The following is a 21,192-nucleotide window of genomic DNA, read 5'->3' as shown; positions in this document are numbered from 1 at the left end:
CGCTAAGCTTTTTCCTTGGTAAGCTCTTTTTTCACCACAGAACTAGGATCATGATGAATAAATACTTCACAGGGTTCAAATGCTTCAGATATTTTACCCTCAATTTCATCACCAATGGTGTGCGCTTCTAACAGAGATAAGCTATCTTCAAGCTCTAAATGAAATTGAATAAAACGCTGTGCCCCCGATCGCCGAGTCCTTAATTCATGTATACCTAATGCATACTCATGAGATAAAACAATCGTTTTGATTTGCAATAACTCTTCATCACTTATTTCATGGTCCATTAACTGATAAACGCTTTGATAGACAATTTTTCCAGCTCCAAAAAGTAAATACAAACCTACAAGAACTGTAAATATGCCATCGGCTTGTACCCACAAAGACTGGCTTAAAAAAATGGCGGCAATTACACCTAAATTCAGCAGCAAGTCTGACTGGTAGTGCAAAGCATCAGCATTGATGGCAATAGAGCCGGTGCGTTTAATGACAAAACGTTGAAACGCTACTAATGCCAGTGTAAGCACAATTGCAATGATGGTAACAGCAATAGCAAGGTTACCTTGCACAATAACGCGAGGATTGATAACCCGTTCAACACCATTAAACATAAGTAACATGGCCGATCCCGAGACAAAAGCAGCTTGCACTAAGCCCGCTAAACTTTCCGCTTTACCATGACCAAATTTATGTGCTTCATCTGCGGGCGCTAAAGCAAAGCGCAAAATAATAATATTCATCACAGAGGCAAATAAATCTAAAACTGAATCAGTTGTTGAGGCAAGCATGGCACTCGAATCGCTTACTAGCCATGCATAAAGTTTGATGATAATAAGCAGTAGAGCTACTGAAGAAGCGCTGATAGCAGCCAAGCGTACCCAATAGGCATAGCTGTCATTAGGTACTGATTTATCTGTTGATTTTGAGCTGGCACTTTTATCTGTCATGAAAAGCAGGCTTTACTGATTTATAATCGTTATAATAGCAAAAAATTATCATTTGTACGCAATCAGAGTTTGAAATCATTATGTTAGATGTTGTTCTTTTTCAACCAGAAATTCCGCCAAATACTGGTAATATTATTCGTTTATGTGCTAATTCTGGCTTTCGTTTACATTTAATTGAACCACTAGGTTTTGATCTAGAGGATAAAAAATTACGCAGAGCGGGGTTGGATTACCATGAATTCACTAACATCAAGCGTCATAAAAACTTCAATGCTTTTGTTGAACATGAACAGCCGAAAAGAATATTAGCCATCACCACCAAAACCAATAATTTTTATGGTGACGTAACTTTTACCGCTGGTGATTATTTATTATTTGGCTCAGAAACCTCTGGCTTACCTGAAGAGGTACGCGTTCAAATTCCTGACAAAGACAAAATTCGTATCCCTATGCTTAAAGACAGCCGTAGCATGAACTTATCAAACGCTGCTGCTGTTATTGTTTATGATGCTTGGCGTCAGCTTGGGTTTGTAAATGCTGTTTAAGGACTTGAAAATTAGTTAAAGAGCTAGTTAGTGTATAAAGTTATTCGGTTTTTTGATCACGAGAGAGCAAATCAGCTGCGGCTAATTTTGCCGCCTTACCTTGATAAAGTACTTGGTAGACTTGCTCAACAATTGGCATTTCTACGCCCATACGTTGTGCAAGCATATATACTTCTTTGGTGTTTCGATAACCTTCAACAACTTGACCAATATCTGTCATAGCTTGTTCAACGCTCACACCCTGCCCTAACGCTAAACCAAAGCGACGGTTTCGAGATTGGTTATCAGTACAAGTGAGCACTAAATCGCCTAAACCAGCCATGCCCATGAACGTAGCTGGATCAGCCTTTAATGCACAGCCCAATCGGGTCATTTCTACAAGGCCACGAGTAATTAAAGCGGTTCTAGCATTGGCTCCAAAGCCAATACCATCAGCCATACCTGCGCCAATAGCAATAACATTTTTAACCGCGCCGCCTAATTGAACACCAATAAAATCTTCATTAGGGTAAACGCGAAAACATTTTTCACAATGTAATAGATCTGAAAGTTCGCGCGTAAATGCTTTATCTGTGGAAGATAAAGAAATAGCTGTGGGTAATCCAGCCGCCATCTCTTTGGCAAAGGTTGGGCCGGATAAAACCGCTAAGGCAACCTCTTCACCTAAAATACTTCTGGCGACATTTTGTAATAAGTCACCTGTTTTAGGATCTAAACCTTTCGTTGCCCACGCAAGCTTTGCACTTTCGCTTAATAATGGTTTTATTTGCTTGAGCATATCGCCAAATGCATGACTTGGCACTACAACAAGTACGTTATCACTCGCTTGAACTGCAGCAGTTAAATCGCTAATGGGTGTTAAACTATCCGGGAAGGGACAGTCCGCTAAATACTTAGTATTTTCACGCGCTTTAGCCATATCTTCAACTTGGCTAGTATCACGACCCCAGAGCAATGTTTCATGACCATTTCTTGCTAAGCAAATAGCCAAAGCGGTGCCATATGAGCCAGCACCCAAAACGGTAATTTTAGCAGAAACAGTCATATCACTACTCATCTTGAAACTTAGTGAGTTTCTGGGCTTTCTGGAGCGTTTACTTTTGCTTCGTTAGCGCGTTGTTGTACGTAAGAGGCAAATAATGCTTCAAAGTTAACAGGGGCTAAATTAAATTGCGGGAATGAACCACGATTCACTAAGCTAGCAACAGTTTCACGTGCGTATGGGAATAATGTTGTAGGACAAAAAGCACCAATCGTATGCGCTAATTGCGCTTCTGGTAAGTTACCGATAGTAAAAATACCTGCTTGCTGAACTTCCGCTAAAAAGGCTGTTTGATCTTCAACAGTTGCGGTTACAGTTACAGCTAATATAACTTCATAAGTATCATCAGCTACCTTGTTAGAACGAGTATCAAGGTCTAATTTAATTTCAGGTTTCCACTCTTTTTGGAAAATCGCAGGTGAGTTAGGTGTTTCAAATGAAACATCTTTTGTGTAAACACGCTGAATAGCAAATTGTGGATCAGCTTTAGCTGCTGCTTCTGATTGGTTTTGGTTTTCGTCGCTCATAAGAGTTCCTATATTATCTTTTCAAAAATGTAATGGTTGCTTACGCTTTCGCAAGCAAGGTATCTAGATTATTTTGCATTTCAAGGGCCACTAACTGATCACAGCCGCCAACATATGCATCATCTATAAAAATTTGTGGCACGGTAAAATTGCCTTGACTACGTGCTATCATCGTCTCACGCAAAGCCATATCACCGTCAATTTTAATTTCGTTCACCGTTAAATCAGCATACTTTGCTGACTTTTCAGACAATAACGCCAACGCTCGCATACAGTATGGACAATATGCTTTCGTATAAATATCTACAGTTGCCATGGTTAAACCTTGAAAGATTACTTATTCGTTACAGGTAAGCCAGCACCAGTCCATGCGCTCATGCCACCTTTTAAAATACTTACACGGGCAAAACCTTGCTTATGTAAATCATTAGCCACTTTCACGGCACTCATACCAGCGCTACATACAACTATGATGGGAGTATCTTTATGCTTTTCAAGGCTAGCGAAACCATTTTTCGTAATTTTTTCATTAGGCAAGCTAATAGCATCTAAAATATGATTGCTTTTAAAATCTTTTTCCGCACGAATATCGAGGGCAACGCCTTGCTCTCTATTCACTAAAAAAGTTAACTCTTGCGGGCTTATTTGCTTAACCGGCGACATTTTAATTTTAATTGTTGTCACAATAATCATTACAACAAGAGCAACCCAAACCGCACTTAACATGCCATTGTTGCCGATAAAAGTAATAAACTGTTCCATAAATGGTGACCCTTTTAATACTAAGTAAAGGTGAATAATAAAAACCGTGACAGTATACAGATTATTAGTTTTTTTGCTATGAAGAATTGGTAACTAGGGGTGAATCATTTCTTGCTTAATTAAACTAACACTTATGTGTACAATAATGGCAATTCAATTAGAAATTTATAAAGGTACGACAGTAATGGCACATGCAAACAAAAAATCTATGGTTTTAATTATATTAGATGGCTGGGGCTACCGAGAAGATGGTAGTAATAATGCTATCCAAACCGCCAATACGCCAGTATTAGATAAATTAAAAACTGACTACCCTAATATGCTAATTCAAACTTCAGGTATGGCAGTAGGCCTACCTGATGGGCAAATGGGTAATTCAGAAGTAGGTCATGTCAATATTGGCGCAGGTCGTATTGTTTACCAAGACTTTACTCGTATCACTAAAGCAATTGAAGAGGGTGATTTCAATCAAAACCCTGCGCTTTGTCAAGCGGTTGATAAAGCAGTTTCGCAAGATAAAGCGGTACATATTTTTGGCTTAATGTCGCCAGGTGGTGTTCATAGCCATGAAGATCATATTTTTTCCATGATTGAATTAGCAAAAAGCCGCGGTGCCAATAAAGTTTATTTGCATGCATTTTTAGATGGTCGCGATACACCTCCACGCAGCGCAAAAGCCTCATTAGAAAAAGCGCAAGAGAAATTCACACAATTATTTCCTGATGGTAATAGCCAAGTAGCTTCACTTGTTGGCCGCTACTACGCCATGGATAGAGACCAACGTTGGGATCGTGTTGAAGCTGCATATGATGTAATGGTATCAGGCATTAGCCAGTATCAATATAACGATGCTATTTCTGCACTAGAGGCCGCTTATGAGCGTGATGAAAATGATGAATTTGTCAGTGCCAGCGCTATTTTAAACCCAGCAGGTCAAGCGATAGAAATTGACGATGGTGATGCCTTAGTTTTTATGAATTTTAGAGCTGATCGTGCTCGCCAATTTAGCCGCTGCTTCACAGAGCAAGATTTTTCTGGATTCGAACGCAAAAAAGTACCTGCCATCAGTGATTTTGTCATGTTAACGCAATTTGCTGCTGACATTGATGCGAGCTGTGCATTTGCACCAGAGCCTTTACATAATGTGATGGGTGAATGGTTAGCGAAACACGATAAAACTCAATTGCGTATATCAGAAACAGAAAAATATGCCCATGTAACTTTCTTTTTTAGTGGTGGACAAGAAGACACTTTTGACGGCGAACAGCGAATTTTAGTGCCTTCTCCTGATGTAGCAACATACGACTTACAACCTGAAATGAACTCAAGCGTATTAACTGACAAGCTTGTTGAAGCGATTGAAAGTGGCGAGCATGACTTCATTGTTTGTAACTACCCAAATGGTGACATGGTAGGCCACACGGGTGATTTCAACGCTGCTGTAAAAGCTTGTGAAGCCGTTGATACCTGTATCGGCCGCGTAGTGAGTGCCCTACAAAAAACCGGTGGTGAATGTTTAATTACCGCTGATCACGGTAATGCCGAGCTAATGCTAGATGAAAAAACTGGCCAAGCTCACACAGCTCATACCTGTGAGCCTGTACCGCTGATTTATGTAGGTAGAAAGGCTACACCCGCTGATACAGGTGCTTTGAGTGATCTGTCTCCAACCTTGCTACATTTAATGGCAATGGAACAACCAAAAGAAATGACTGGCTCGGTATTGATGCAATTAGATTAATACGGCACACTGGAGCGGATTATTTTAATAATAAAAAAATACCGTACTAATGCCACGTCAGTTTCATAATTTTACCACCATAATAAACAGCTTACTTTGTTTAAGCTGTTTATTATTTCCCCTTGCTAGCACAGCAAATAGCGATCACGAGAAAAATAAAGCGCAGAGCAATGCGAAACTCAATGATGTTCAACAAGCCATTGCCAAACAGCAGTCCAATATTTTTAATACCAATCAAGCACGTGAAAAATTAGAACAACAATTAAAACAAGATGATTTAGCTATCGCGAAGGTGGCAAAAGCTATCAATGAAACCGAACAAAACTTAAAGACCACAAATGAAAAAATAAAGTCCTTAAATGAAGAAAAACAACAATTAACCACTCAAAAAAAGCAACAAGAACAATTACTCGCCAAACAACTTCGTACAGCTTATACCACAGGAAAACACGACTACTTAAAACTCATATTAAACCAAGAGCAAAGCGAAAAAATACAACGAACCATTAGTTATTATCAGTACTTAAATAAAGCGCGTATACAAGAAATTGATAATTTTCAGGCAACCATTTCAGCGTTATTACAAGTGACCACTGAACACCAAGAGCAAGTCGCTCAATTAGAAACATTAAAAAAAGCTCAACAACAACAGCGTGTTGAATTAAACAGTAATAAATTAAAACGTAAGAAAACCATCACCGCATTAAATAAGAAACTTTTATCTAGTACACAGCAACTTGCTAAATTAAAAGCTGAAGAAGCAAACCTAACTGCAGCCTTAAAAAAACTCGAAGCTATCATGCAAGCAGAAATCCGTTTAACAGGTTTAAGTAAGTTAAAAAACAAACTTTCCTGGCCAGTAAAGGGACGGAAACTTCGAAGTTTTGGTAGCCGAAAACAAGGTCATTTGAAATGGAAGGGGGTCTTAATTGGCGCACCTCTTGGCCGCCAAGTACATACCATCCACAATGGTACAGTGTTATTTTCTGATTGGTTAAAAGGCTATGGTTTATTAACGGTTATTGACCACGGTAATGGTTATATGAGCCTTTATGCCCACAATCAAACCTTACTTAAATCAGTGGGTGATAGAGTTGAAACAGGCGAGCCCATTGCTTTAGTCGGCCAAAGTGGCGGTTTAGATCAAGCCAGTTTATATTTTGAAATTCGCCATCAAGGTAAAGCCGTTAACCCTAAACTCTGGTGTAAGTAATTGCTGTAAAAATTTTAACTAAGTGCTATGCTTTTGTTATCCCCCACTTTTAATAACAACAACTAAATGATTTCAGCAGTTTCGAAATTTTTTATTTCCTTTTTACTTTTTCTTATCCCCGCCTGTTTTTTTAAACCGCTATATGCTGCGCCAGCAAAAGTGGCCATTGTTATTGATGATATAGGCTATCGCTACACAGACAAGCACGCACTTAGCCTTCCTGGTAACATTACCTACTCTGTTTTACCCCACACGCCTTATGGAAAAGAATTGGCACTACAAGCGAATTCTCAGCAAAAAGATGTCCTACTACATATCCCCATGGAGGCAGAAAACGGCAAAAAATTAGGCCCAGGTGCGTTAACTAGTGATATGAACAAAACAGAAATTACTAATAGTCTGCGCGCTTCTTTGGCTGAAATTCCTTTTGCTATCGGTATTAACAATCATATGGGGAGTCATTTAACGCAATTAGATAATCCAATGACATGGACAATGACTTTTTTAAAACAACATCGTTTATTATTTTTAGACAGTAAAACCAGCCCTAACTCTAAGGCTGGCAGTATTGCCCGTAGTTTAGGGGTGCCCGTACAACGAAGACATATTTTTTTAGATAACCAGTTAACAAAAGCCTATATTAGCAAACAATTTCAACAGCTGGTTCAATACGCCAAGAAGCAAGAGTTTGCTATTGCCATTGCTCATCCCCACCCTGAAACAGTAGTAGCATTGAAAGAATTAATTCCTACATTGGCACAAAATAATATACAGTTAGTACCTCTATCAACTTTATACACTCCAAAATCAACTGTTCAAACAGTAGCAACAATTAGCGAATAGCGATTATTTTGACAAGGATAACTCATGAATAAGACCATTACTTCACTGCTAACTATACTGACTTTCAGTTTATCAACTCTAGTTCAAGCACAAAGTTTTCATGGCCAAGCCTTACACAAAAATGAACATGAAGCGCGCCAGCATGCCATTGCTGATTTACAACAAAATTTATATGTTAATGTTGAGAGCTTAACTCAAACACATCAGTCTAATAAAAGCGAAGACGTATTCAAATTTACCAGTAAGTTATCATCTACTTTACCTATTTTAGGCGCCCAAACAGAATGTTTTTCTGCCTATGACGTTACTCAATGTGATGCAAGTATGAGCCGTGAAAAAAGCTCTCCTATGTATCAAGCAGCCATAGTACAAAAACAAAAGCTCATTGATAGTCAGTGGCAGAAAACTAAAAATATCAGCGCTGCGCAAATAAAGTACCAAGCGTTAGCTAAACTCTTAACCTTGATTCAAGAAACTCAACAACTAACATTGGTACTTAGCATAATCGACCCTGACAACAATATAAGCCCATCGGCAATTAACTCAGCCGATGTTAACCAAGCCATGTTGCATCTTGAAGAAGTCGCTAACGGCTTACCTATGGCAGCCTTATTACTGAATAAACGTATTATCAAAGCTAAAAAATTAGCTAAAGCTAAAATACTCGTTAAACCTTTTACACCATATGATTCATCAGAAATAACCCCTTTCGCCAGCGCATTACAAACGCAACTAAGCAGTCAAATGAGTACGGTATTGTCAGAGGAAGAGGCTGATTACATCTTACAAGGTAAGTATCAAGCAACCGACAAGCATATTAATTTAGAAGCACAGCTCATTGACAGTTCGGGCAATATCGCCACTGCAGCGGTTCTCAGTGTCAATAAAGATTCGGTAGCTAAATTTGATCATCAACCTAAACAAATGGACTTTGAAAGATTACTCTATTCAGGGCAAATTGTTGGCGGCTCATTTACGGCGAAATTAACTACCAATAAAGGGCAGCGTGATCTACTTTTCCACCAAAAAGAAACTATTCAACTGTTAGTGAAAGTGAATAAGCCAAGTTATTTCTATATTGTCGGTCATACACATAATGAAGAACAAAAACTGAGCTATTTACTCGACTTAAGCGATGCACCTGGCGATGATAAGTTTATCTCTTACCTTGGCTTTGATGAAGTCAATAAATGGGTAGTGATTGGTGAATTTGAGGCAGAAGCCCCATTTGGTAATGAAAGCTTACAGCTATTCTCATCAACGCTAAAACCACTGTCCATGTTACCAACCACTAAGTTTGATGGTACCTATCACGTTATTGCCGGTAAGCGTAACAAAACCATTGTCAAAACACGTGGTTTAGTCAGAAAACAAAAGAAAGTCGCTAAAGATGGTAAAGAAAAAGCTGAGGTCGCTGAAGCCGTAATTAGTTTAACTACAGCTAAGTAATAGCCCATAAGCCCTAATATTGACGTTTAACAAGCGTGTAGTGTCATCATAACTACACGCCTTCCCTCTTCCAAGCTCTAGTTGCTTTTCAAGTTCAAATCTATGCTCTTTACTTACTATCATGGTTAAAGTGATTTAAAGGTAAGTACCTGCAATAAACCAACAAGCTTTTAGTGAATATTTAAAGTTTAATCTTATGCTCTTTTATAATTTCATGTAGATACTTTACGGGGATGGCATATGTAATACCACTTGGGTTACTTATCACCCCTTCTTTCGTTTCTTGAACAAACACTTTATTAATAATGCCAAGTACTTCGCCAGTTTTCATATCATACATAGCGCTACCACTATTGCCTGGATAAGCGGTAGCATCTAACTGATACACTAGATAGGGGTTACGCATTCTTCTAAGCATTTTAACTGTCATTTGGCCGGCTGATTGCACTGGAGTAACCGTAGGTGTAGTGCTAGCTATCATGCCGCGATGCGTAACTGGGTATAAGCCTAAAATACTGCCAATAGGAAAGCCTGTAAATGCAACATAACTACCGTCAGGCCTAAAATCACTATTTGCCAATGTCATGGCTGGTAAAGGAGCGCCTGAAATTTTTAAAATAGCTAAATCATATAAATCTGAGGTTGCGACAATGTCAGCATGCCTCACTTTTGCCTGTTTTCCTGAGCCAATAAAAACCGCCATTTTTTGTAATAAGTCTTTATCGAGCTGCTCAGGTAAAACATGGGCATTTGTGACGACATAAAGGCCATTGCCAATAACAAATCCAGAGCCCATTAGAATATTTTGTGGCTGAGAGGTTGGTGTATGAACACCGATACCAACTACCGAAGGTTTAATGTTGGCCACAACGTCAACAAATTCAGCATTCGCCACAGGTATCACAAAAAGAAGAAGACTAAAGAGTAAACCGTATATTGTTTTCATAAACGTCCTTTATTGTCGATAAATTTCCACTAAATAGCTGTCGAGATTAAATTCTTATTTCTACTACTATTAACAATTAAGCATAACCTTAATTCACAACTAAAGCATCACAGGCTTTCTGCAAGGATATTAGGTAAACATAATTCTCTTTTAGTCTACCTGAAATCAAATATGGATAGAACATTCGCAAAATTTCAACTCTTGTCCATACTTAGAAATAACTGGTTAATTTATAGAGAGAAACAATGTCTAGTAATATCATTCCCATTTTTGCAGGTGGCGGCACACGATTACCCGCACACTTAGGTGTATTAAGAGCGTTAAATGATTTAGATATCCATTTTGAGAGTTTAGTGGGTGTATCTGGTGGTAGTATCGTTGCCAGTTTTCATGCTGCCGGATTAACACTCAATGAGAGTAGAAAAATTGCCTTTGAAACCGACTATAACCGCTTTAGAGAATTCTCTATTTTCAAGCTCATTCGCCACGGAGGCTTGAGCTCAGGGGATGTATTTGAAAAATGGGTGGATAAAAAACTCTCGGGAAAGACATTTCAGGAACTAGACAAAAACCTACACATAGTTGCTACCGATGTCACCAATGGCAAGCCTGTTATCTTTAATCGGGAAAATACACCCACCATGAAAGTATCAAGAGCAGTAAGGTTTTCGATGTCCATTCCATTAGTTTTTAGTTTTCAATCTTTTGGCAAGCATATTATGGTGGATGGCAGTATTTTATCTGAAGATGCCTTACACCGAGACTGGGATAGCCAAGGCACACCAATATTGTGTTTTCGCCTGCGCAGTGAAAATGAATATGATGAAATAAAAACTTCAGGATTTTTCCCTATTTTTAATTACATTACTTTATTGATTAGAGCTTTTATGACCACTATTTCTCGTGAATATATTAACGAAAACTTTTGGCATAATACTATTGTCATCAATACAGGAGAATGCTCAGGAGTTGATTTTAAAATGTCACAAGATCAAAAAAACACCTTATTTGATATTGGTTACCAAACCGCTAAAGAAATCATCCCATTAAAAATGAAGATGTAAAAGTTACTGCTATCAACTTGCTTGAGGGTATCTTTCACTGCAATAATAGTTGCCTCGATTTTTTATAAAAACAGATTAGCAACAATTGCTTATCAACTTATTGTGTTATCAGTAATTTTCAGGATGATAAATGACCTCCTTTGTACATGAATTAATTAGCCAAAGCGCGGTAAAATACCCAGAAAATACTGCTATCACTTTAAAAAACCAACAACTTAGCTATCAAGAGCTCAATCACTATATAGATAGTGTGACTCTTAGTTACCACGCCCTGCTCGTTGAACAACAGCAACGTGTTGGTATTTATTTGCCAAAAACCTTTGAAAATGTCGTTGCTATGTTTGCCTGCAGTAAAGCTAATGCTGTGTTTGTGCCGATTAACCCTGTGTTAAAAGCCCCGCAAGTGCAACATATTATTAATGACTGCGATGTAAAAATCCTCATAACCAATACAGCTCGATATAAAGCCTTACTGCCTGTACTAAAAACGCTAACCTCTTTAATTACAATCGTATTAACTGATTCAAACGCAACAGAAATTGACACTGCAGAACAGGTATCAATTTTGTCTTGGTCAATTTTCTTTGAACTTACTGGCGAAGCTAAAAAAATCAAGGACACTCACAGCAGTGATTTAGCCGCTATTTTATATACCTCGGGGAGTACAGGAAAGCCGAAAGGTGTTATGTTATCTCATACGAATATTGTCCTTGGCGCAAAATCAGTTGTGCAATATTTACAAAATACTGAGAAAGATAAAATTCTTGCACTACTTCCTTTAAGCTTTGATTATGGCTTGAGCCAATTAACTACAAGTTTTTTAGTGGGCGCAGAATGTGTGTTATTAGACTACTTACTGCCAAATGATGTTATTAAAACCATAGTTAAACACAAAATTACTGGCTTAGCTGCCGTGCCACCGTTATGGTCACAACTGTGTAAATTAACTTGGCCAGAAAATGCTAGTCGCTCAATTCGTTATTTCACTAACTCTGGTGGCGCTTTATCAACTACTATTTTAAAACAACTTCGTGATTTAATGCCTAATGCTGCACCTTTTCTCATGTACGGCTTAACTGAAGCCTTTCGATCAACATACCTCTGCCCAGATGAAATTGATAATAGAATTGGATCTATGGGGAAAGCGATACCAAATGCCGAAGTATTAGTATTACGGAAAGACGGTAGTGAATGTGATGTAGGTGAGACAGGAGAGCTAGTGCATACCGGCCCTTTAGTTAGTTTAGGCTACTGGAATTTAGCCGATAAAACCGCTGCAAGGTTTAAACCCATACCCAATCAAGCAGATGTAGAAAACAGTCAAAAGTTAGCGGTATTTTCAGGCGACTCTGTAAAACGAGATAAAGACGGGTTTCTATATTTTGTCGCACGTAATGATGAAATGATCAAAACATCAGGTTACCGCATTAGCCCAATGGAAATTGAAGAAATATTATATCAACACAAGAAGGTATCTGAAGCAGTAGCCATTGGTGTGCCTCATTCTGATTTAGGACAAGCTATAGTGGCTATTGTATGTACCAATGAGCAAGTGCCTATCCAGTCAACAGAAAAATTACTATTACAGCATTGCCAAAAACAACTAGCTAACTATATGATACCTAGAAAGTTTATTGTTCTACCCTCGATGCCTCATAATGCCAATGGTAAAATAGATAGAAATAAACTACATCAAGCATACAGTAACATTTTTAATGATAACGCATAAGTAGCCCCTCATGACAACAAAGCAACCGCCTAAACACCTAAATATCAACCAATTTTCCAGTCAAAATAATGAGCTGGTGCTTGGCGGTAAAACAATTAGTCAAATAGAAAAACTTATTGGCAGCACGCCATTTTATGCCTATGACAAAGCTTTAATAGCCCAAAAAATAGCAAACCTAAAAGCTGCTTTACCTGATAAAATTCAATTACATTATGCTATTAAAGCAAATCCGTACCCGAGTTTAGTACATTTTATGACGGGTCATATCAGCGGCTTTGATGTAGCCTCAAAAAAAGAAATGTTATTAGCGCTTCAGTCAGGTATGCCTATAGATGAAATTAGCTTTGCGGGTCCAGGGAAGACTCACGATGATATTCAATCAGCCATAGTTGCTGGCATTACCTTACATGTAGAGTCTGAAACTGAAATTGAACGAGCCATTTCCATCGGCGCTGACTTAGCCATTAAGCCCAATATTGCAATTAGGGTAAATCCCGCTTTTGAGCTGAAAGCTTCAGGTATGAAAATGGCAGGCGGTTCAAAACCATTCGGTATCGATGAAGAGTATTTACCTGAGCTATTAACAAAGCTTCCTTATGAGCAAATTTGCTTTAAGGGCTTTCATATTTTTACCGGCTCACAAAATTTAAAAGCAACCGCTATTATAGAAGCCCATGAAAAAACATTCGCTCTGGCTAAAAAGCTAATTTCATTAACACCAGTAAAAATTAGCTACATCAATATTGGTGGCGGCCTTGGTATTCCTTACTTTCCTAATGAAGAGCCTATTTCGGTCACAGAGATAAGCACAAACTTAGCAAAGCTATTAACACAACATCAAGCTCTACTAACCGATATTAAAATTGTCATGGAGCTTGGACGCTACTTAGTTGGTGAAGCCGGCGTTTATGTCACTAAGGTTATTGATAAGAAAGTTTCTCGAGACACAACGTACCTTGTGTGTGATGGAGGTCTACATCATCACTTAGCTAATTCAGGCAATTTTGGTCAAGTTATTCGAAAAAATTACCCTGTTGCTATTGGTAATAAATTATTCAGTACCGAGGAAATGCATGCGACAAAAACTGAACTCGTCAATATTGTTGGCCCATTATGTACACCATTAGATATATTGGCGGATAAAGTTAACCTACCTCAAAGTCATGTCGGGGACTATGTTGTCATTTATCAATCAGGTGCCTATGGCGCTTCAGCAAGCCCAAAAGACTTTTTAAGTCAACCTGAATTAAATGAAATATTGCTTTAAAAATAAAGATATACGCGCTAAATTAATATTTTTCATAGCTATTTAAGATAACTAGCTATACTAATAACTACTATCAGAATAAAACGGACTCAACATGAGCGAATATTCAATAGCTGACAACTTTAATCAGTATTTCAGGATTAGATTTGCCGACACTAAAGACTTAAGGCAAGAAGCCTTTAAAATACGCTATGGCGTCTATAGTGATGAGCTAGGTTGGGAACCAGCTAATGAAAGTAAAATGGAAACAGATGAATGTGATAGTTACTCATATCACTGTATTCTAGAGCACAAAAGAACTGGAGTTTTCGCAGGCTGCATTAGGTTAGTTATCCCTCCAGCCAGCAATCCAGAACTCAAGTTACCTTTTGAAGAACATTGTTTAGATAGTGCAATTCCGGGGACAGTTGATACACAGACTCTTCCTCGTGGCGGTTTTGGTGAAATATCGAGACTAGCTGTGCTAGCTGACTTCAGAAGACGGGAAAAAGAAAAGAATACACCTTTTGTATTAAATAGTGTCAATCCTGATACCGTTTTTAGTGAAGTAGAACGTCGAAACTTCCCCAATATAGCCATGGGATTATATTTATCTGGCTTAGCCTTGGCAGAAATATGCAACCATGTTGGCATTATGGTGATGATGGAACCGAGACTAAATCGACGTTTACAACGCTTCGGCTTACCCTTTGAGCAAATAGGCGAAGAAACAGATTATCATGGCAGAAGAGCTATGTTTTATCTCTGTAGAGAAAAATTTCATGTTCAGCTTACTCAGCCAATTGCTGAACTGTATAAAATAATTCATGACGATATAAAGCACCAAGTGTTCTTTCTTCCTTATACCAACTTAGCAGATAAATAATTCAGAGATACCTATGGAAAACCTATTTGATTACGACTTAGCTTTTTCTAGAAATATTGGCTGGGTTACCGAAGAGGAGCAACAGCTACTCAAGACCAAACGTGTTGCCATTGCCGGTTTAGGTGGTGTTGGCAGTACTCATTTACTGACCTTAATTCGCTTGGGTATCACTAAATTTAATTTAGCAGACTTCGATGAATATGCCTGTGAAAATACTAATAGGCAAGCAGGTGCAACTACGAAAACCTATGGTGTAAAGAAGCTAGATGCCATGATCGACATGGCATTAGCCATTAACCCTGAATTAGAAATTAAATCATTCTCCAACGGTATTAATGCAGAGAATATGGATGACTTTCTAGAAGGTGTTGACTGTTATGTTGATTCACTAGATTTCTTTGTCATGGATGCACGCCGACTTGTTTTTCAAAAATGTGCCGAAAAATCGATAGCAGCCACTACCGCAGCCCCTATAGGCATGGGTACAGCGTATTTAAATTTTTTACCCGGTAAAATGACTTTTGAAGAATACTTTTGCTTAGAAGGTTGCTCTGAAAACGAACAATATCTAAAATTTTTTCTTGGACTGACACCAGCTGCCCTACAACAATCTTATTTAGTTGATCCCACACGTTTAGACTTAGCGAATAAAAAAGGCCCTTCGACTATTATGGGCTGTCAACTCGCTGCAGGGGTAGCCGCATCACAAGTTATTAAAATATTTTTAAATCGTGGTGATGTCCTCAATGTTCCTTGGGGGCTTCACTTTGATGCCTATTGCAATAAATTCAAAAAAACTTGGCGTCCTGGTGGTAATAACAACCTAATACAAAAACTTGCTTTTGTTATTGGTAAAAAAAGAATGGGTATAACTTAAAGGCGAGTTAAATAAAATATGCTATCAGAAAAACAAAAACAGCGCTTAATTGACGCGGCAATTCTTGCGCCTTCTGCCGATAACAGCCAACCTTTCCAGTTCCATTGGCAAAATGATAACACGCTTGAACTGTGGATTGATCCTAAACGATCTGGCAAAGCGTCTGATAATAGGTTTGTGCTATCAGATATTGCACTAGGGGCAGTTATTGAAAATATCATCATTTGTGCTGAAAGCCTTCCTTTATCCACAAAAATAGATTATTTTCCTGATGAACAACATAATGAGTTACTTGTAGCCCACATATACTTTTTACCTTCATTAACACCTGCGAATGAGACAGAAGCGCTCGTGGATGAAATTCCTAAGCGTTGCACCGATAGACGCTTTCCATTTAAAGGGCCAATTAAATCAGATACATTAAGCCTACTGACTAATGCCGCTAAATATCATGAATGTAACTTATTAACTTTTACTAGTAAAAAAGCCATAAAAGCCGTATTACCCGTTATTCAGCAAGCTGAGACCATCCGTTTTAAGAGTAAAATTTTACATCAAGAATTATTTTCTACCGTACATTTTGATAATGAGAACTCAGAGGAAGGCATGCCTGTTTCTGTTCTTGCTATTGAAAAGCCAGCTCAGCCAATGTTCAAGCAAATGAAAAAATGGTCTGTAATGAACTTTATGAACAAGATTGGTGGTGCAGCAATGCTAGGGTTCCGCTCAGTACGTATACCAATTATTTTATCTCCTGCATTAGTATTAGTCACAATGAAGGATAAAGATCGCCAAAGTGTCATCAAAGCGGGCCGAGCAATACAAAGAGTATGGTTACAAGCTAGCCAGCAAGGATTATCAGTACAACCTTACGCAGCCCCAGGAATATTCTCGCTAGGTCATATTGCTTGCGAAGATGAATTAAAGCCTCAATTAAATACTATAGCCACTAAAATGAGTGATATAGTAAATAAAAGTGCTTCATCTAAAGAATATGGCTTAATGTTTTTACGTATCGGCTATAATGATAAACCGATAAAGCGCAGGAGTAACAGGCGAACAGCTGACACTTTTGTGAGATAATAAAGTTATATATTAAGTATTTTTTGTATTGCTTAATTTAGAACCTAGCAATCGCCCGATCCAAAAAGATCTTTCACGATCATTTCCAACCAAAAAAAGTGTCTGCTTTTTTTACACTCATTAGCAACCCCAAAATAGCACCGAAGCAAAACACTGTAAAAACATATAAAAAACAACAAATTAAAAAAAATATAAAATATTGGCATACCATCTGCTTATTACTGAGCACGGAAACCGAAAACTTAACAAATAGAATTACAATTGGAGAATTACAATGAATACATTTAAGAAAGGTTTATTAGCAGGTGCTGCAGCACTTACTTTAGCATTTTCAGCACAAGCATCTGAAATCAATGTTGGCGGTGTAGTTTGGGATCCTGAGAGTGTTGACTCTTATCCTTCATTACAAGATTTTGCTTCTCATGGTAATATCGTTGAAGTACCAGTAGCAGGTATTCCAGGTGAAATTTTAACAGGTTTTGGTATTTTTGATAAATTAAACAGCGATCCAGCTAATCCAAGTGATTTTTGTCCAGGTTGTGAATTAACTTTCACTTTTACTGCGGAACTTGTTGAATTTGTTGCTATTTCAGGAACTATTGGTGATATTGGTAACATTGGTACATTTGAATTTACTGATTTAAAAATTGATATTTGGGTAGATGATGACGCAGATTACGCTGCAACAAATGGTACTGCTGGAGATGGTGTTCTTTGGTTATCATTAGAATCAGATACTTTATTTGGTCTAGCTTCTGACTTAGGTACTGGTCAAGATGACGGTACTGGTTCTGCATTCCTAGACGTAGTAGGTGGTTTAGCTGCTGGTAACTTCGATACTAATTCATTAATAAATGGACATGATTTAAAACTTTCTTCATCATTCCAACCACGTGGTAACACAGGCCTTTTATCAGGTACTTTCGATTTAACTGGTGACTCTATTCCGGAGCCTTCTACAATCGCTTTACTAGGTTTAGGTTTATTAGGATTCGCAGCACGTAAGCGCAAAGCATAACATTAACTTATAAATGCTTATGTCTATGAGCATGGATAGCTAACTTGTTAAGTTTTAATAAAAAGCCACTTCATTTGAAGTGGCTTTTTTCTATGTGTAATCTGGCTCTCCCTAAATTTTTGTTGTCTGAACCTAAAAGAGTTTTACGCATTAAGAGATTGTTTATGATGATTTAAAAAAACCGCCGAAACTAAGTTAAGTTGACTGATGTCAGAAATTTATACACAAAGATAGCGTCATATATATTTTCAATAATACCGGCTAAATACCATAGTTAATTATGTAGCGATAACTAAATAGATTCATAGTAAGGAGAAGCTTGACTGTAACTAATGGTTATTCCCACCTGAAAATTAATAATGCATTTTATAACCACTTAGGCTCGCCCTTATTAAGCTTGTCAGGAAAGTGATAACAACCCAGTTTTCTTTGTTAAGGAATGACTATCACTGCATCAATGTAGCTTTTGCTAACTGCCATGTTACTGCGTTGAATTGCGTAAAAACTTTTTTATTTGGTAAAAATGTATGCTCAATACATAAAAAAACCTGTCATCCCTCTTTATCAGAATGACAGGTTTTTAATTTAGACAAATTGAAAGCTTACTGATTAAGCGCTGCTTTAGCCTTGGTTAAACTTAATTCAACCCCTTGATCTTTTGAGCCTCTATTTAAAGCTAACTCTAGAAGTTCAATTGCCTTTTCATACTGCTTGTTAGCTTCTAAAACAACACCATAACTTTCAATAATTGCTAAGCTATTAGGGGCCAAACTATACGCATGTGCTAAATTCTCTTGAGCTGAAGCAATATCGCCCACTTTATATTGGTTCCAAGCTAAGTTATTTAACACACCTACATTATCGGGTGATGCCTTACTAATAGCTAAATATTGTTTAATCTTCTTTTCCCGATCTTCAGCACTATAAAGCTGCGCTAACAATAAGCGTATTTTCAGGTTGTTAGTTTCAGCAACATAGGTTTCCATTATGTATTCGGCTTCACTTTGCTGCTGGTTAAATTTCAATGCCCTCGCTAAACTTATTAAATTCTCGTCAGTCGGACTTCCTTCAAAAGCAATCGATAAATGCTCTACTGCTTCAGGATAGTTTTTATCTGCTAAAGCGATATGCCCATGCACAAAATCTAATAAGTGATGATTGAAATTTTTACTTCTAGCAAATTGTAACGCTTCAGTAGCTGCATCAATATTGTTATCTTTCAGTTCATAATACGGTAATAATATAATTAGCCTATCATTATCCGGATAATGCTCTTTAATTGATTTTACAGTATCAAGCGCATCTGAATACCGATTAAGGGATTCAAGTGCCCCGATTTGCCTTAAATTAAGCGTGTAGTTATTTGGCGCTAGTTTTAATCCTGCGTTAAAAGCAACCTCTGCTTTATCTATTTTTTTAATTGATAAATAACTTTCACCTAAAATAGACCAATACGTCGCTGTTAATTGCTCTGAATCCGAGTAGCTTTCTAATACTGATATAGCCTCATTTACTTCATTGTTCAAACGTAAACTCTGCGCTAATGCAATAGTTAAGATTAAGCTATTATCACTATCAAGGCTGCGTAAGAAATCGCGTGAACGAGTCAACTGATTATTATTTTTTGCTACATTAAGATATTGAACCAGAGCGCCAGCATGGCTTGGTGAGTTACGAATTAACTGTTCAAAATAATTCATTGAAGCATCTATGTCTTTCTCACTTTTATAGATCATAGCTAGGTTATATAAACCGGCAATGCTATCAGGATCTAGTGATAAAACTTTCTCAAATGACACTTTTGCACCATCAATATTCTCTGCTTTTGCTTCAATAATACCCTTTAGCAGATAACCTGCCGGGTTCTGTTGATGATTTGAAATTAATTTATCTGCAATATTTTGAGCTTTGCTATCTTCGCCAATTTTGAGGTATTGAATGCCTAACTCTAGATCTACATTAGTTAAACTTGGATCTAACTCAACAGCAAGCTCTAATGACTTTATACCTTCATTGGTATTTTGATTTAATAAAATCAAACCTTTTTGCGCTTGCACATTAGCATTATTTGGCGCTAATTTTTCAGCTTTTTCAATTAATTTTTGTGCACTTTCTAAATCACCGACACTGATTAAAGTAGCGGCAGATTGCTGTAAAAAGATAGCATCATCGCTAGTTAATCCCTCTAGGGCAACTAAACTTTCAGTAACCTCTGAGCCATAACCAAGTTGCATCTTTGTTACAGCTAACATCTTTTTCACTGGGTGTGTATCAGGTAAAAAGTTCTCCAATAACCTTAGATGATTATATGCTTGTTCATAGTCTTTTAAATGAAAAGCACTAACACCTGCAACTAATCTAGTCAGTGCTAGATCTGAGCCTGCTTGAATAGCTTGTTCAGCTGTTGCTTTAGCATCTTTATATAGAACCTTCTGATATTGTAATACTGCTTTATAATGCAGTGCAAAGGCAGCATTTTTAAATTTTGCCAAGATCTTATCTGTAATAACTTCCGCTTGTTCAAAAAGCTCTGCTTTTATTAAACTATCTATTTCAAAATAACGCACACCGTAATCCATTGGGTGCTTGGTTAAATAACTGGCAAAAGCGCCTGCTGCCTGCTCATAATCTCCTAAAGAAAACAATAGATGCGCTTTTAATAATAAGGCTTCAGATAAGTTAGGATTTTCTGCTAATAGCGCCTCAATATCAGTTAAGCCTTGGCTATATTCTTGTTCTGAACGTGCTAAATACGCCTTACCTACTTGGCTATAAACAGCTGTTTCACTAATAGCAATAGCCTGACCTATATAGTCTTGCGCTTTATCGGCATCATTATCGGATAAAGCAGCAATCCCCGCATAGGTTAACACAATAATATAATCATCATCATTCAGATCAGCGCTCACTTCGATAAGGTCATAAACAGCTTGTGAATCGAATAATTTTGCCTTAACTTGTGCTAATAAAGGCAAAACACTAGCCAAATCTATACCAAGTTGCTGTGCCCTTTCTAACTCTTTTTCTGCGAATATATAATTACCTTGTTCTAGGTATGCCACGCCCAATGCTAAGCGTGCTTGAGCATTTTTTGGCGCAATGCGAACCGCATTTTTAAGTTCAATGACTGCGCTGCCAAAGTCACGTTTAGCGCTATGTTCACTGGCTGAAGTTAATAATTGCTCTAATGATTTTTGCTCACTACAGGCGCTTATCCCTAAAGCTAATGCAACAGCTGATGCTATTATTGTTGTTTTATTCATCTTTCATCCTT

General features: G+C 37.7%; 19 protein-coding genes. 12 read left to right on the top strand and 7 right to left on the bottom strand.

Annotated features, from left to right (window positions below; all coding sequences use genetic code 11):
• Window positions 1-2: 2 nt before the first annotated feature.
• Window positions 3-947 (bottom strand): cation diffusion facilitator family transporter, encoded by a 945-nt coding sequence (locus AC27GZ_RS15720; protein WP_487096318.1) that lies wholly within the window; start codon window positions 945-947, stop codon window positions 3-5.
• A gap of 80 nt (window positions 948-1,027) precedes the next feature.
• Between AC27GZ_RS15720 and trmL the strand changes: the two genes are divergently transcribed.
• Window positions 1,028-1,492 carry a tRNA (uridine(34)/cytosine(34)/5-carboxymethylaminomethyluridine(34)-2'-O)-methyltransferase TrmL gene (gene trmL, locus AC27GZ_RS15715; protein WP_487096317.1) on the top strand — a complete coding sequence of 155 codons (465 nt, stop codon included), beginning with the start codon at window positions 1,028-1,030 and terminating at the stop codon, window positions 1,490-1,492.
• 40 nt (window positions 1,493-1,532) lie between these two features.
• On the opposite strand, the gene gpsA is transcribed toward trmL, so the two are convergent.
• The 4 genes from gpsA to AC27GZ_RS15695 are packed head-to-tail and all read right to left on the bottom strand — an operon-like array spanning window position 1,533 to window position 3,823.
• Complete coding sequence (gene gpsA / locus AC27GZ_RS15710; protein ID WP_487096361.1) at window positions 1,533-2,537, bottom strand: NAD(P)H-dependent glycerol-3-phosphate dehydrogenase; 1,005 nt, start codon at window positions 2,535-2,537, stop codon at window positions 1,533-1,535.
• A 20-nt stretch (window positions 2,538-2,557) separates the two neighbouring features.
• A complete protein-coding gene (gene secB, locus AC27GZ_RS15705; RefSeq protein ID WP_487096316.1) occupies window positions 2,558-3,061 on the bottom strand; it encodes a protein-export chaperone SecB in 504 nt (167 codons plus the stop codon).
• A 40-nt stretch (window positions 3,062-3,101) separates the two neighbouring features.
• Window positions 3,102-3,377, bottom strand: a complete 276-nt coding sequence (gene grxC, locus AC27GZ_RS15700; protein WP_487096315.1) for a glutaredoxin 3 — start codon at window positions 3,375-3,377, stop codon at window positions 3,102-3,104.
• Window positions 3,378-3,394: 17 nt separating this feature from the next.
• Complete coding sequence (locus tag AC27GZ_RS15695) at window positions 3,395-3,823, bottom strand: rhodanese-like domain-containing protein (RefSeq protein ID WP_487096314.1); 429 nt, start codon at window positions 3,821-3,823, stop codon at window positions 3,395-3,397.
• 145 nt (window positions 3,824-3,968) lie between these two features.
• Here AC27GZ_RS15695 and gpmI point away from each other — a divergent pair, with 145 nt between their 5' ends.
• From gpmI to AC27GZ_RS15675, 4 genes are all read left to right on the top strand, one after another.
• The gene (gene gpmI / locus AC27GZ_RS15690) at window positions 3,969-5,564 is read left to right on the top strand and encodes a 2,3-bisphosphoglycerate-independent phosphoglycerate mutase (RefSeq protein ID WP_487096313.1); all 1,596 of its coding nucleotides are present in this window, start codon (window positions 3,969-3,971) and stop codon (window positions 5,562-5,564) included.
• Window positions 5,565-5,613: 49 nt separating this feature from the next.
• Window positions 5,614-6,777: a murein hydrolase activator EnvC family protein gene (locus tag AC27GZ_RS15685; RefSeq protein ID WP_487096312.1), complete on the top strand. Its 1,164-nt coding sequence runs from the start codon at window positions 5,614-5,616 to the stop codon at window positions 6,775-6,777.
• Window positions 6,778-6,843: 66 nt separating this feature from the next.
• Window positions 6,844-7,620 (top strand): divergent polysaccharide deacetylase family protein, encoded by a 777-nt coding sequence (locus AC27GZ_RS15680; RefSeq protein ID WP_487096311.1) that lies wholly within the window; start codon window positions 6,844-6,846, stop codon window positions 7,618-7,620.
• A 24-nt stretch (window positions 7,621-7,644) separates the two neighbouring features.
• The gene (locus AC27GZ_RS15675) at window positions 7,645-9,069 is read left to right on the top strand and encodes a hypothetical protein (RefSeq protein WP_487096310.1); all 1,425 of its coding nucleotides are present in this window, start codon (window positions 7,645-7,647) and stop codon (window positions 9,067-9,069) included.
• A gap of 181 nt (window positions 9,070-9,250) precedes the next feature.
• On the opposite strand, the gene AC27GZ_RS15670 is transcribed toward AC27GZ_RS15675, so the two are convergent.
• Window positions 9,251-10,015 (bottom strand): S1 family peptidase, encoded by a 765-nt coding sequence (locus tag AC27GZ_RS15670; protein ID WP_487096309.1) that lies wholly within the window; start codon window positions 10,013-10,015, stop codon window positions 9,251-9,253.
• A gap of 245 nt (window positions 10,016-10,260) precedes the next feature.
• On the opposite strand from AC27GZ_RS15670, the gene AC27GZ_RS15665 reads away from it, so the two are divergent.
• The 7 genes from AC27GZ_RS15665 to AC27GZ_RS15635 all read left to right on the top strand — a co-directional run bounded on the left by AC27GZ_RS15665 (window position 10,261) and on the right by AC27GZ_RS15635 (window position 17,918).
• Complete coding sequence (locus tag AC27GZ_RS15665; RefSeq protein WP_487096308.1) at window positions 10,261-11,079, top strand: patatin-like phospholipase family protein; 819 nt, start codon at window positions 10,261-10,263, stop codon at window positions 11,077-11,079.
• Window positions 11,080-11,209: 130 nt separating this feature from the next.
• Window positions 11,210-12,808: an acyl-CoA ligase (AMP-forming), exosortase A system-associated gene (locus AC27GZ_RS15660; protein ID WP_487096307.1), complete on the top strand. Its 1,599-nt coding sequence runs from the start codon at window positions 11,210-11,212 to the stop codon at window positions 12,806-12,808.
• A 10-nt stretch (window positions 12,809-12,818) separates the two neighbouring features.
• Window positions 12,819-14,075 (top strand): pyridoxal-dependent decarboxylase, exosortase A system-associated, encoded by a 1,257-nt coding sequence (locus AC27GZ_RS15655; protein WP_487096306.1) that lies wholly within the window; start codon window positions 12,819-12,821, stop codon window positions 14,073-14,075.
• A 94-nt stretch (window positions 14,076-14,169) separates the two neighbouring features.
• Window positions 14,170-14,940, top strand: a complete 771-nt coding sequence (locus tag AC27GZ_RS15650) for a PEP-CTERM/exosortase system-associated acyltransferase (protein ID WP_487096305.1) — start codon at window positions 14,170-14,172, stop codon at window positions 14,938-14,940.
• 13 nt (window positions 14,941-14,953) lie between these two features.
• Entirely contained in the window at window positions 14,954-15,817 is an 864-nt protein-coding gene (locus AC27GZ_RS15645) for a ThiF family adenylyltransferase (RefSeq protein WP_487096304.1), read from the top strand.
• 18 nt (window positions 15,818-15,835) lie between these two features.
• Window positions 15,836-16,900 (top strand): nitroreductase family protein, encoded by a 1,065-nt coding sequence (locus AC27GZ_RS15640; RefSeq protein WP_487096303.1) that lies wholly within the window; start codon window positions 15,836-15,838, stop codon window positions 16,898-16,900.
• A gap of 274 nt (window positions 16,901-17,174) precedes the next feature.
• Window positions 17,175-17,918, top strand: a complete 744-nt coding sequence (locus tag AC27GZ_RS15635; RefSeq protein WP_487096302.1) for a PEP-CTERM sorting domain-containing protein — start codon at window positions 17,175-17,177, stop codon at window positions 17,916-17,918.
• A gap of 602 nt (window positions 17,919-18,520) precedes the next feature.
• Here the strand turns inward: AC27GZ_RS15635 and prsT are convergent.
• Window positions 18,521-21,181, bottom strand: a complete 2,661-nt coding sequence (gene prsT / locus AC27GZ_RS15630; RefSeq protein ID WP_487096301.1) for an XrtA/PEP-CTERM system TPR-repeat protein PrsT — start codon at window positions 21,179-21,181, stop codon at window positions 18,521-18,523.
• Window positions 21,182-21,192 lie beyond the last annotated feature (11 nt).

It is taken from the genome of Colwellia sp. SU-HH00943 (genome assembly GCF_057546125.1).
The sequence above is the reverse complement of the archived record's forward strand: the minus strand, read 5'-3'. Positions and strand labels throughout refer to the sequence as shown.

Bases quoted from the DNA above. Each gene is read 5' to 3' on its own strand.
- AC27GZ_RS15720 (WP_487096318.1), bottom strand. From the start codon at position 947: ATGACAGATAAAAGTGCCAGCTCAAAATCAACAGATAAATCAGTACCT.
- trmL (WP_487096317.1), top strand. From the start codon at position 1,028: ATGTTAGATGTTGTTCTTTTTCAACCAGAAATTCCGCCAAATACTGGT.
- gpsA (WP_487096361.1), bottom strand. From the start codon at position 2,537: ATGACTGTTTCTGCTAAAATTACCGTTTTGGGTGCTGGCTCATATGGC.
- secB (WP_487096316.1), bottom strand. From the start codon at position 3,061: ATGAGCGACGAAAACCAAAACCAATCAGAAGCAGCAGCTAAAGCTGAT.
- grxC (WP_487096315.1), bottom strand. From the start codon at position 3,377: ATGGCAACTGTAGATATTTATACGAAAGCATATTGTCCATACTGTATG.
- AC27GZ_RS15695 (WP_487096314.1), bottom strand. From the start codon at position 3,823: ATGGAACAGTTTATTACTTTTATCGGCAACAATGGCATGTTAAGTGCG.
- gpmI (WP_487096313.1), top strand. From the start codon at position 3,969: ATGGCAATTCAATTAGAAATTTATAAAGGTACGACAGTAATGGCACAT.
- AC27GZ_RS15685 (WP_487096312.1), top strand. From the start codon at position 5,614: ATGCCACGTCAGTTTCATAATTTTACCACCATAATAAACAGCTTACTT.
- AC27GZ_RS15680 (WP_487096311.1), top strand. From the start codon at position 6,844: ATGATTTCAGCAGTTTCGAAATTTTTTATTTCCTTTTTACTTTTTCTT.
- AC27GZ_RS15675 (WP_487096310.1), top strand. From the start codon at position 7,645: ATGAATAAGACCATTACTTCACTGCTAACTATACTGACTTTCAGTTTA.
- AC27GZ_RS15670 (WP_487096309.1), bottom strand. From the start codon at position 10,015: ATGAAAACAATATACGGTTTACTCTTTAGTCTTCTTCTTTTTGTGATA.
- AC27GZ_RS15665 (WP_487096308.1), top strand. From the start codon at position 10,261: ATGTCTAGTAATATCATTCCCATTTTTGCAGGTGGCGGCACACGATTA.
- AC27GZ_RS15660 (WP_487096307.1), top strand. From the start codon at position 11,210: ATGACCTCCTTTGTACATGAATTAATTAGCCAAAGCGCGGTAAAATAC.
- AC27GZ_RS15655 (WP_487096306.1), top strand. From the start codon at position 12,819: ATGACAACAAAGCAACCGCCTAAACACCTAAATATCAACCAATTTTCC.
- AC27GZ_RS15650 (WP_487096305.1), top strand. From the start codon at position 14,170: ATGAGCGAATATTCAATAGCTGACAACTTTAATCAGTATTTCAGGATT.
- AC27GZ_RS15645 (WP_487096304.1), top strand. From the start codon at position 14,954: ATGGAAAACCTATTTGATTACGACTTAGCTTTTTCTAGAAATATTGGC.
- AC27GZ_RS15640 (WP_487096303.1), top strand. From the start codon at position 15,836: ATGCTATCAGAAAAACAAAAACAGCGCTTAATTGACGCGGCAATTCTT.
- AC27GZ_RS15635 (WP_487096302.1), top strand. From the start codon at position 17,175: ATGAATACATTTAAGAAAGGTTTATTAGCAGGTGCTGCAGCACTTACT.
- prsT (WP_487096301.1), bottom strand. From the start codon at position 21,181: ATGAATAAAACAACAATAATAGCATCAGCTGTTGCATTAGCTTTAGGG.